General features: G+C 74.0%; 8 protein-coding genes. 4 read left to right on the forward strand and 4 right to left on the reverse strand.

The window, feature by feature from the left end; genetic code table 11:
* Positions 1-6: 6 nt before the first annotated feature.
* Genes ACZ6JY_RS07635 through ACZ6JY_RS07645 form a run of 3 tightly spaced genes read left to right on the forward strand, consistent with a single transcriptional unit; the run spans position 7 to position 4,397 of the window.
* Positions 7-1,818 (forward strand): hypothetical protein, encoded by a 1,812-nt coding sequence (locus ACZ6JY_RS07635; RefSeq protein ID WP_469193263.1) that lies wholly within the window; start codon positions 7-9, stop codon positions 1,816-1,818.
* On the forward strand, positions 1,815-2,297 hold the full coding sequence (locus ACZ6JY_RS07640) for a hypothetical protein (protein WP_469193265.1): 483 nt from the start codon (positions 1,815-1,817) through the stop codon (positions 2,295-2,297). Before ACZ6JY_RS07635 ends, ACZ6JY_RS07640 begins: the two co-directional genes overlap by 4 nt.
* A 3-nt stretch (positions 2,298-2,300) precedes the next feature.
* On the forward strand, positions 2,301-4,397 hold the full coding sequence (locus tag ACZ6JY_RS07645; protein WP_469193267.1) for a hypothetical protein: 2,097 nt from the start codon (positions 2,301-2,303) through the stop codon (positions 4,395-4,397).
* 6 nt (positions 4,398-4,403) lie between these two features.
* On the opposite strand, the gene ACZ6JY_RS07650 is transcribed toward ACZ6JY_RS07645, so the two are convergent.
* From ACZ6JY_RS07650 to ACZ6JY_RS07665, 4 genes are all read right to left on the reverse strand, one after another.
* The gene (locus tag ACZ6JY_RS07650; protein ID WP_469193269.1) at positions 4,404-5,753 is read right to left on the reverse strand and encodes a protein kinase domain-containing protein; all 1,350 of its coding nucleotides are present in this window, start codon (positions 5,751-5,753) and stop codon (positions 4,404-4,406) included.
* A gap of 53 nt (positions 5,754-5,806) precedes the next feature.
* Entirely contained in the window at positions 5,807-6,709 is a 903-nt protein-coding gene (locus ACZ6JY_RS07655; RefSeq protein WP_469193271.1) for a protein phosphatase 2C domain-containing protein, read from the reverse strand.
* Positions 6,706-7,365 carry a vWA domain-containing protein gene (locus ACZ6JY_RS07660; RefSeq protein ID WP_447042245.1) on the reverse strand — a complete coding sequence of 220 codons (660 nt, stop codon included), beginning with the start codon at positions 7,363-7,365 and terminating at the stop codon, positions 6,706-6,708. Before ACZ6JY_RS07660 ends, ACZ6JY_RS07655 begins: the two co-directional genes overlap by 4 nt.
* A gap of 124 nt (positions 7,366-7,489) precedes the next feature.
* Entirely contained in the window at positions 7,490-9,877 is a 2,388-nt protein-coding gene (locus tag ACZ6JY_RS07665; RefSeq protein WP_469193273.1) for a GTPase-associated protein 1-related protein, read from the reverse strand.
* A gap of 244 nt (positions 9,878-10,121) precedes the next feature.
* Here ACZ6JY_RS07665 and ACZ6JY_RS07670 point away from each other — a divergent pair, with 244 nt between their 5' ends.
* A complete protein-coding gene (locus tag ACZ6JY_RS07670; RefSeq protein WP_469193275.1) occupies positions 10,122-11,390 on the forward strand; it encodes a DUF1266 domain-containing protein in 1,269 nt (422 codons plus the stop codon).
* Positions 11,391-11,503 lie beyond the last annotated feature (113 nt).

Below are 11,503 nucleotides of genomic sequence, written 5' to 3' on the forward strand. Positions count from 1 at the left end.
AAGCGCTTGACGCCCGCACAACTGCTCGACAAGGCCTTGATCATCAAGGAGTTGCGGCGTCTCGCGGCGCTGCCCGAGCTGTCGCCGCGCTCCGCCGAACTCGATGTGCTGCACAAGGATCTGGGTTCCATGTCGCAGCTCGACCAGTGGGCGGAGGTCGACCTCGTCCAGGCCTACGTACGGCCCGAAAGCGTCACGTCACCTCCCGAACAGACGTCGGGCAAGCGGGACCGTCTCCTGGAGGCGGCTCTCGGGGTGCTGGTGTTCGTGCCGCTCCTGATCACCTGGTACGGCCTGCGCGAGGCCGTCCGTGCCTATGGCGAGCTGGCCGCGGAGGAGCCCAAGCAGGCGACGCGCCCCTTCCTCCAGCTCTGGCAGTCGGGCTTCGGCGGGCACCTGTCCTCGCTCGGCCGCTTCGAGAACGTGGCCCTGATGGCCGTCCTGCTCATCGCCCTGCTGGTGGCGCTCTCCGTCTGGCACGCGCGCGCGCGGGTGCGGGCGGATCGGGACGATGCCGCGCAGGAGGCCGCCAGGGAGCGGGTCCTCGCCGAGCTCGCCTCGGTCCTCACCCGTACGCAGATGCTGCTGGCGCCGCACCGCAGTGCCTCGCCGCAGCAGTTCGCGGCGGAGCTGACGAAGGCCGCCAAGCAGATGGGGGACCTGACCGCCAAGGCGGTGCAGAGCCACAAGGCGCTCAGCGGTGCGACCGCGTCCGTGGGACAGGCCACCGACGCGCTGAAGAACGCGGCGCTGACCCTGACCACGGAGGTCCCGAAGCTCGGCGCCGTCGCGGACCGCATCGACACCACGCTGCACAACGGCACGGCGGAGACCGCCAAGGCCGGGCGGGCCAACGCGATCGCCGCCGGCAAGATCGCCGGGCAGGTCAAGTCGGTGGGCGACACGGTGGAGGCGTCCCTCAAGGCTCTGGTCAGCGCGCAGCAGTCGCTGGTGGTGAGGTCGGAGTCGGTGGTCAAGGCCACGGAACAGGCCTCTCAGGCCCTGATCTCCAGCACCGGGCGCACGGGCGACGCCGTGGACGGCATGCGCGAGGCCACGGAGCGCTGGGACGCGGCTGCGGCCCACTGGCAGGACGCCGCGGCCCGCCTGGACGCCCGTATGGGAACGCTGGCCGGAGCGATGTCCCTCGTGGGCCTCCCGCACACCCCGGAACCCGAGCCCGACGCCACCATCGCGTACGGGTCGAACGGCGGCTCCTACGGCACCCACGCAGACAACACGGCCCCCGCCACGAGCGCCGGGGCTTCCGGCGGGTACGGCACCGCCGGGAGCGGCGGAACTCCCGCCGGGTACGGCACCACTGGGAGCGGCGGAACCTCCGGCGGGTACGGCACCGCCACGAGCGGCACACCCCACGCCGGAGCAGCCCCCGGCGCCTCCTCCGGCAACAGCTACGCGCCCGGCGGCAGCGGCTCACCCAGCGGTAGCGGCTCCCCCAGCGGCGGTTACGCACAGGGCAACGGCGGCTCCCCGGCCAGCGGACACTCCCAGGGCAACAGCGCCTCGCCCGGCAGTGGCCACTCACCCAGCGGTAGCGGCTCACCCGGCAGTGGCCACTCGCCCAGCGGCGGTCACCGATCCGGCACTTCCTCCCCGTACGACAGCGCCCACACATCCGGCAGCCGCCAGGCGGAGAGCACCGGCAACTCACCCGGCGGCACCTCCGACGACCCCGCCCCCACCAGCACCCCCTTCCCCACACCCACCCGTCCCCTCGACGAACGCCTCGACGAGCCGCTCGATCCGCCGACCACGCGGCTGCCCCCGCCCGGGCCCCGTGACGGGGGCTCCGCGTGACGCGGAAGCGGGGGGCGCGGGGGCGTGGTGGGCGGATCGGGGCGGTGGTGCTCGCCGGGTGGCTCTTCGCCGACCTGCTGCTCGTGCTCGCGCTCGTGTCCATGGCCGACCGGCCCGATCCGCTGGCCGACGACCGGCCGAAGCCGTCGCCGAGCAAGCCCACCCCGACCCCCACGGGACCACGCTCCGTGGACCGCAACCCCCAGGAGTTCAAGGTCTCAGGCAGGGACAAGGGCGACCTGATCAAGCAGATCAGCAAGGGCACCGGGAAGTGGAAGGGGCGGACGGCCGCGCTCGTCCTCACCTTCGGCGGCGGCCCGAACGGCACCGTCTACGCGCACCGCGTGAACGGCCTGCTCGGCAAGGGCCGTGGCGACATGTTCACCAAGAAGACGGCCACGGACGACTTCCACAACCTCGGCAAGCGCCCGGAGACCGCCGTGGTCCGCGTGTACTTCTACACCGCGCCGGGCGGCTGAGCCATGGCGGTCCTGCGCCCCGGCGAGCGCCCGAGGGCGAGCGGCACCCGCCCGCCGCTGCCCACGCTGCCCCGCACCCCCGCGATGCGCGGCTACGCCCACCTGCACGACACCTTGACGGCCCTGTCCTTCCGGCACGCCGCCGACGTACTGCGCCCGCCCGCGCCCGCGGCCCCCTCGGCGAACGCGGTCTTCGGCACGCTCCCCAAGGCCGACACCGACGACGGTTTCCGCATCCTGGACGGGCTCTGGTTCCCCGGCCGCGGAGGCAGTTGGGTACGCGTCGACCTGCCCCGGGTGCAGGAGGCCCGCCGCCGCTGGCTTTCGGCCGCCGACGCGCGCGCCCTCGCCGCGGCGGCCCTGGTGGACACCCTGGAGACCCTCGTACGGGATGACGCGATGGGGCTGCGGCGGCTGATCCTGTGGGAGGTGTGCTGTCGGCTGCGGGACGGCGGGGAGCGCCCGACGGCCGCCGACGCCGTCGCGCTCGGGGTGCACCGCGGCGAGGCCGGTGCGCTGGCCGCCGCCGTGGCCGCCGGGTTCCCGCAGGCGGGCCCCGCCCGGCACGCCGCCGAGACGCTCAACGACGTATGGCCGGGCGTGCGGCTGCGCGAGGCGGAGGGCGTCGTGGCGCGGCTGCCGCTCGCCTCCGCCTACCCTGACGGCCCCGACGACCACCGCCTGGCCGCCCTCGTGGACGGCGTCCGCGCCCGCGCGGCGGAGGTGCGCGGGCTGACCGCCGAGGCCGGCCGGCAGGAGTCCGCGGGCTCGCTGCGGGCCGCCGCCGGCTCCTGGCTCGCCGCGCTCCGCCTGGCCAGGGACGACGCGGACGCCCAGACGGGGCTGCTGCGCGTGGCGGCGCTCCTGGCCGACGACCCGTTCACCCCGGCCGAGGCGACGGTGACGGCCGCGGCGGACGACCGGGCCGTACGCCTGGCCTGGTGCGCACCGCCGCGCCGCGCCGACGGAGTCTCGTACCGGGTGCTCCGCTTCCCCGACGGCGCCCCGCACCTCGCGGTGGAGACGGCGGCCGACGAGCGCGGTCTCGCCGCCGTCGACGCCGACGCCCCGGTGGGCCGCACCCTGCGGTACGCCGTGTTCCCGCTGCGCCGGTCACGCATCGCGGGGGTGCCGCGCGTCACCGCCCCTGTGCTGGTCACGCCCGTCGTGACGGAGCTGCGCGCCGACGCCGTGCCGGGCGGCCTCAAGCTGCGCTGGCGGCCCGACCCGGCGGCGGCCGAGGTGCGGGTCACGCGCTCCGGGGCGGGCGAGGACGCCGAGGGCTGGGGCGAGGGATCGATGGTGCGGGTGCCCTGCGAGCACGACCGGCTGCTCGACGTGCCGCTGCCCGCGGGCACGTACACGTACGAAGTGCGCTCCGGTTACCGCGACGCCGACGGTGACCTGGTGTGGTCCCGCGGTGTCCTCGTCACCGCCCGCGCCGAACGGTGGCCCTCGCCGGTGGAGGAGCTCACCGTGCGCAGGCACCCGGACGGCGACCGCGTCACCATCGCCTGGCGGCAGCCCGCGGTCGGCGAGAGCCACTTGCTGCCGTGGACCTCGGGACCCGTCACACCGGGCACGGACGTCTCCGCGCTCGTCGGCACGGTGGACCGGCTGCCCGCGAGCACGGCGGGCGCCGAGTCGCTCGTGGAGCTCACACCACCGCCCGAGCGGCGGGTACGGATGACGGCGGTGAGCGTACTCGGCGACCGGGCCGTGTCCGGGCCGAGCGTCGTCATAGAACACCCCACGGCCATAGGGGAGTTGCGCGTACAGCGGCTGAGCGCCGACCGTGCCGCGCTGACCTTCGACTGGCCCGAGCCCGCGGTCCTGGTGCGCGCGGCGTGGACCGACGGCATCCGCGGCGGTGAGCGGCGGGTGGCCCGCAGCGCGCTGCGGGCCGGGCAGGTGGAGATCCCCGTCTCCGCCGAGGCGTGCGAGGTCACCGTGGTGCCGCTGCCCCGCCCAGACGCCGTGGCGATCGACACGGCACCGGCCCGCGCGACCCTCCCCGCGGCGCCACCGCCGCCCCCGCCGCTGCCGCCGCCCGCGCCGCCCCGGTGGTGGTCGTTCTGGCGGCGCTGGTGGCGGACGTGAGGCGCGCTACTCCTTGACCACGGCCTCCGTGCCGCCGCCGAACTCGATGAGCAGACCCGAGCGCAGCGCGATGGTCTTGCCGGGGTCGACGTCGCGTACGGTCCCGTCGTCCTTGCGCGCCGTCCACACGGAGTGGGTCCGGTTGGTCAGGCCGAACCGGCCGCGCTGCTGCGGGTGTTCGGTGACCTCGCCGACGACGGCGTTGAAGTCGTGGCGGTCGGGGTCGTCGCGCAGGTGGTGGGCGTAGACGCGGGCGCTCGGGGCCAGCCGGATGCCGCGGCGGGTGCGGAGCGTGCCGGTGCCGGTGACCATTTCCAGGCGCGGCGGCAGGGTCAGGGTGTTGCGGCACTTCCAGCACTCGGGCGGTGCGCCGTCGGGCTGGGTGAGGTTCTGCTTGCCGCAGACGCCGCACTGCGTGATGGCGTCGAGGACCTGGCTGAGCGCCTCGCGCCACTGTGACTCGCGCACCCGCAGCGAGGGGTTCTTCAGGCCGTCGGTGAAGGTGCGGACGAAGAGGCCGCGCAGGATCTGCGGCAGCGCGTTCCAGCTCGCGACGATGGTCGGCTGCTCACTGGGCACCGGGCGGTTGCGGGTGTCGTTCGGGTCGTAGACGAAGACGGGGTCCGTTCCGTACAGCTTGCGCTTGGCCGCCGGGTCCAGGCAGCGGATGTTGAACTGGAGGGCGCCGTTGAAGGGGTGGTCGTTCATCAGGAGGTAGAACAGGAGTACGGCGAGGGAGTGCAGGTCGCTCTGGGTGCCGGGCATGGCGCCCCGGTCGCCGCGCACCAGCTCGGGCGCCATGAAGTCCATGGTGCCCTCGACGGCCGCCTCGGCGCCCTCCACGACGGCGTTGTCGTTGTCGCAGACCAGGATGTCGCCCGTGCGGGGGTCGAAGAAGATGTTGCCCCAGTTGATGTCGCGGTAGGCGATGCCGCGGGAGTGCAGCGCGCGGTACGCCTCGACGGTGTGCAGGGCCACGGTGACCAGGGTGCGCATGGTCGCGGCCGAGACCGAGGGGTCGCGGCGGAAGAGCGCGGGCAGGTCGCAGAAGCGGGCGGGCCGCACGTCCATCACATACCCGAAGCCGGGCTGTTTGCCGTCGGGGTCCATCACGATGGAGCGCGGCCACAGGAAGCGGTCGTCGTCCCAGCCCTTGTCGATGAGCCCTTCGAGGATCGTCCGCTGCCGGGCGTCGGCGAGCTGCGGGTAGTACCACTTGACCGCGCGGTCGCCGGTGGGCGTCTGGACGCGGTAGACCTCGCCCTGGCCGCCGGAGCCGAAGAGCTCGGCGACCTTGAGCTTCTCCCCCGACTCGGCCACCAGGGTCTTTCCGGCGGCGAGCATGCCGTTCGTCATGCTTTTCCTTCCTGCACTCAGCTGTCGTCCTGCACTCGTCTGTCGTCCTGCACTCAACTGTCGTCGCTGCGCCGCGCGGACGCCGCGATGGCGCCCACGAGGGTCGTGTCGTCCCCGGAGAACGTGGCGGCGCGCGCCAGCCAGTCCGGTAGCTGGGCCTGGACCGCCGCGACACCCTGCTCGGCGGCTCGGCCGCGGACGCCGGTAGCGAAGTCCAGGAACCCCTGGTCGTCGGTGAAGCTCTTGGAGAGCCCGTCCGTGGAGAGCAGCACGCACGGCGGTGGCCCGCCGATGAAGGGCTGCCAGTGCGACCGCATCTTGCGCCAGGGCTCGGGCGCGCAGAGCGAGTCGGTCTCGTCGCCCATGTCGGGCCCGGTGGAGAGCGGGGTGTGCGCGGTGCCGGTGTCGTCGACCAGTACGAAGTCTCCGTCGCCCAACTGCCAGCAGAACACCATGCCTTCGGTGAGGACGGCTCCGACGAGCGTGCTTCCGTAGGCGGCGAGGTCCGGGGGTTCCTTGCGCTCCCGCTCCCCCGCCGTGTGCCGCGCGGCGGCCGGGCCGTGGGCGGGCGCGTTGCAGTCGTGCAGCAGGGCGCGCTCGTGCCAGCGGTGGCCGACCTGCTGCGGCAGCCTGCGTGCCTCCTCGCGCAGGCCGGTCCAGTTCGCCGCGTCACCGCCGACGCGCACCACCTCGCGTGCGAAGGCGCGCGCGCACGCGGTGAACTCCTCGACCGCCCAGCGCGCCCCCAGCTCACTGCGGAAGTGGGCGGCGCTGCCGTGTCCGTCGGCGACCGTGAGGACGACCGCGCGCCCCCCGGCGACGGGCACGACCGCGCTGCGGTCCTGGCTGTACTTCTTCGCCACCCCTTTGACCGCGCCGCTGATGAGCGTCCAGGGTGCGGCCGTCGCCCGGCCGGCCGCCGGGTCGCGTTCCGTCACTGCCCCCGGTTCGGTCACCAGATGTCGTCTTCGCCCTTGGTCATCGACGGTACGTCGATCGGCGTCGCGGCCTTCGAGCCGTCGTCGACCTTCGGCGTGGAGGCGTCCTTGACGACCGCGGTGGACATCCAGCGGATGGCGGCGGCGAGCTGGCGGGGGTTCTTGGCCTGGAGCGGCTCCAGTTCGGGGTTGCCGAGGAACTCCTTGAGCATGCTCTTGTCGGCGTCGTCGCCGATGGCCACCGCGACGCGCACGGCCCGCTTGCCCCACGGGGTGCCGTCGATGGCGCGGAGACCGGCACGCCAGTCGTCGGTGGGCTGGCCGTCGGAGGCGAGCGCGAGCACCGGCGGCAGGGCGCGCTGCGGCATCGGCGGGGTCTGGAGGGCGCCGGCCGCCAGTTTGAAGGCGGCGCCCATGTCGGTGCCGCCGTAGATGTGGACGTCCTCCCAGGAGAACTGGTCGACCGGGGTGGGGTCGCTGACGTGCCAGCTCGCCCCGCTGGCGAAGGTGATGGCGCGCACCAGCAGGGAGGCGGCGGGGTTGGACTGGGCGGCCTGCTGCATCTCGGGGATGGCCTCGCGGATGGCGAAGTTGAGCTCGCCGATCTTGCCGTTGACGCCCATGGAGCCCGAGCAGTCGAGCATCCAGATGAAGTGGACGGGGCGGCTGGCCATACTGCCGCCGGGGAAGTTGTCGGCGAGGATCTGGGTGGTGTCGCTCACGCTGGTCCTTTCCTGTGGAGCGTGAAGGGTGCGGGCGGGCCCGCGGTCGGGGCCCCGTGGGGCGCGGGTGCGGAGGTCACTCGTGGCGCTGCCTGATCCGGTGGCGCCACGCCGTCCATCCCTGGAGGTCCTGGCCCTCCCGCTGGATGACGGTGGCGACCCGGCCGAGTTGGTGCTCGTCCATTTCCGCTACGACGGACGCGAGCACCTGGTCGAGCAGTTCCTCGGCGAGCGCGCGCCACGCGTCGGTGACGCCGTGCCGCCGCCGGGGGCGCCAGATGTGGTGGTACGCCGCCAACTCGGCGGGTCTGTCCGGCAGTTCGTGCCGCAACTGGTCGCTGACGCGGTCGTCCAGGAAGTGCGCGCGGTAGGCGCTCAGCAGTTCCGGGCTCGCGGCGACGAGGATGCGCAGCCCGTGGGCCTCGCACACGTCGAGCGGGTCGGCCCCGGCCAGCGCGCGCCCCACCCGCTCGTCGACGCCCTGCCGCAGCACCCGGCTCAGCGGTGCGGCCTTGTGGCCCAGCTCGCCGAGGCGGCCGACGGAGTCCCGCGTGACGCCCAGACGGCCGTCGGCGAGGTCCTGGGCGGTCACGAGCAGGTCGGCGGTGGCCCGGTCGGCCGCCCCGAGCTGCCCGTCGCCCCGCATGTCGCGGGCGAAGGCGACCAGGTCCGGATCGCAGCGGTCCGGGTCCCTGACCCAGGCGATGATGGCGCGGCCGTGCCCTGCCTCGACGATGAGGCGGGACGTGCAGGTGCGGGCGACCCGGGCGACGTCGGCGCGGTCGGGCACTTTGCTGCGCCACACGAGGCGCCAGAGCAGCTTCATCGTCGCGATGTCGCTGACGCGCCGGCCGGGCAGGAGCCCGATGAGCCGCTCCAGCAGGTCCGCGCCGCGCAGGTGGTCCGGGGGCCCGGACCAGAGCTCCGCGGCGGCGGCGAGGCGCACCGTGGGCGGCGCCTCCTCGATGTTGCGCTGGAGCCACACGCCCTGCGGGGACCTGGCGAGCTGCCGTATGCGGTCCAGCTTCCGGGTGTTGAGGCCCACGGTCAGCATGTGCAGTACCCGGCGGGTGAAGGGCACGTAGGCGAGTTCCTCCAGGACCCGCACGGCGTGCCCGCAGTCGCGCTGTTCGGGGCGGAGCAGCGCCTCCGCGAGCCGGTCCATGGCCTCGGCGAGCCCCGGGCCGTTGTCGGCGCCCACCGCGAGGGCGAGCCGCAGCGGCTCGGTCCAGGTGGGGATGGGTCCGCGCACCGCCCTGCGCAGGGCCTCGTCGGCGCGCTCGCCGTACTCCTCGCGCAGTTCCCGCCAGGCGTCCTGGCCGAGCGGGAGGCCTTCGAAGGCGGCCAGGTCGGGGAGGGCGCCGCGGGTGCGGGACGCGTCGAGGCGGTGCTTGACGAGGGCGAGGGCGAGGGGCCGCGCGGCGAGCGCCTGCTCGCCGTCGAGTTCCCTGCACAGTCTTTCGAGTTCGTCGACGGTACGGGCGTCGGTCTCGCCCCTGGCCACGGAGTTGGCGAAGGCGTCGACGAGGACGCGCAGCGATTGGCCGCCGAACCCGGCGAGATCGGCGGCGGTGAGGGCCGCCGCGCCCGTTCGGCCGCCATCCCCTCCGCCGGGTGCGCCGGAGATGAGCGGGATCAAGGCGAAGGCGTCGTCGGTGCGCGCTCCCGTGCCGGGCGCGGGCGGGCTGCCGGAGATCCAGCGCTCGGCGGTGAGCTGCGCCCAGGCGTCGGTCCTCGCGGGCGGGCTCTGGCGGCCGCCGGTGCCGTCGTGCACGCGGTACAGGTACTCGACCGTCGCGTCGTCGCTCCGGTCGAACTCCGCGTCGGGGCCGATGCCGATGATCTGCTGCGGGGCGCGGTACGGCTCCGCGGTCCAGGTGGTGAACGTCAGTACGGGTACGTAGGTCTCCGGCAGCGAGGCGCAGGCGAGCGCGACCCAGTGGGCGACGGTCTCGGGGTCCTGTTCCACCAGGACGATCTGCCGTCCCGCCGGGTCGCCGAAGAGGCGGCGCACATCGGCGAGGAAGGGCGCGACCCGCTCGGCGCGCGCCCTGGCGAACTCCACCAGGCGCTCGCTGTCGAAGTGCGCCCGCGTGACGGGCAGTTCCGACTCGACGAACCCCGCACCGAGGGCTTCGCCCGCCTCCGGTTCCCAGGTGGCGGAGCGCCAGGTGTCGATCGGCCACACGGAGCCGGGCCCCGGCGTGTCCGCGCTCAGGTGAAGCACCTCCACGCGCCGGTCGTGGAGCGTGGCGCACAGGAGCCGGCCGCCGTCCGGGAGCAGGGTGTAGCTCAGCTCGGAGCCCGCGCCTATGACGTCTTCGACGGCGGGCCCGAACTCGGGCGCCTCCATGAGCTGTTGCGGGGCCTGACGGGGGGAGCACGCGGGCTGCGCGGGGATCAGACGGACGGCTCCGGTGTCCGGCTCCTGGTCGAGTCGGTAACTGAGGCGACGGATGGCCATGCCACATTGTGACCAACCGGGATGCCCCCTCGCAGGCCGTCCGCCAACTTCACCCCGGTCTCGGTACGCGACTCCCGCACCGGCGCCCGGGGGCGCCCCGTCAGGGGCGCGGGGAACTGCGCGACCAGCCGAGAACGACCCGCACCCGGCGGACGAGCGGCAACCCGGCAGACGCACCCGCGAAGCGGACCCACGTAGGCTGCAAGATCCACTGACGAAAGCGGAAGCGGAAGCGGAGAGCGCCATGCCGGCACCCGATGACGAGGACGAGTTCCACGACGAGATCTTCCCGTCCGTCCCCGCCCCGGAAGACGGCGGCTGGCAGGCCCCCGCCGACCTGGAGGCGCACCTGTACGAACTCCGCGAGGCCGACGACCCGTACACCTATCTGCGGGCCATCGCCGTGGAGGGCCTCTACCGCCCGGTGGCGCTGCACGAGAAGGACCCGGACGCGGACACGAGCCCGCTGCTCACCGTCGACCTGCCGGACGGCAGAAAGGCGGCGCAGGTGTACACGGCGGGACTGCTCCCGCGCCCGCATCCGGCGGTGGTCTACGAGTTCGTGACGCTCGGCGCGCTGGCCGAGGGCTGCCCCGACGACGTCGACTTCCTCGCGGTCAACGTGCGGACGCCGTGCGAGCAGTACTTCCTCACCACGGACGAGGAGCGCCGGGTCTGGGCCGACCTGCACGAGCGCCACCACCGGCACGACGGCCTCGGCGACCGCATCGAGACGCGCCGCACCGGGGCGCCCGCGCCGGGCCCGCTCCTGCACGGCCTCGCCTGCGGCGCCCACCTCTGCTTCGCCAACGGCGCCCCCTGGAACACCCTCGACTGGCACGGCACGGGCCACCACAACGAGGTCGGCCGCCTCGCCGAGTCCTGGAGTGTCGGGAACCGCGAGGAGTGGCTTGCGACGCAGGAGCGCCTGCTCACGCGCGAAGTCAGCCCCTGGTACTGGGACTTCGTGCTCGGCGCCCGCGTCGCGGTGATCGCGGAGGTCGGCCCGCGCCTCGATCCCGAGCGGTGGCGGGAGTGCGTCGAGGTCACCCTGCGCAACCGCGTCAGGGAGACCGGCGGCCCCGGCACCCCGCACCGCCCCGGCGACGACCCGGGCCTGGACGACTTCGTGACCGCCATGCGCGGCCTCGTCGGCAAGATCCTGCGCTACGAGGCCCGCTTCCGCGCGGACGAGCTGCTGCCGCCGGACGGCTTCGTGCGCACCGTCGCGGCCTGGGACATCGGCCGCGCCTCCAACATGGCCCGCTGGGGCAGGGGCGCGCGCTACGCGACCGGGGCGGAGATGCGGGCGGCCGTCGAGCGGGCGTCCCGGGCGGCGGAGTCCTCGTACGACTCGTGGGAGGAGTTCTCGGCGGGCTATGTACTCGGCCGCTGTCTGCACTTCGACGAGGAGTCGTTCGGCACCTGGTACACGGACGTCCTGCACGCCCACCGGGCCCTGACCACGGACCCGGACAGCCCGTGGCTGACGGTGCCGTTCCGGGTGGGCTGAGCCCCGGCGGGCCGTCGGGCCCGATCATCACAATCAGGTCTCACTAGCCCCAGAGGCCTCGTTCACCCCTTGCCAGCGACCCATGTAATCGTTTCCAATCCTCCGTGTAATCG

The sequence above is a fragment of the Streptomyces sp. NPDC046335 genome (genome assembly GCF_055587985.1).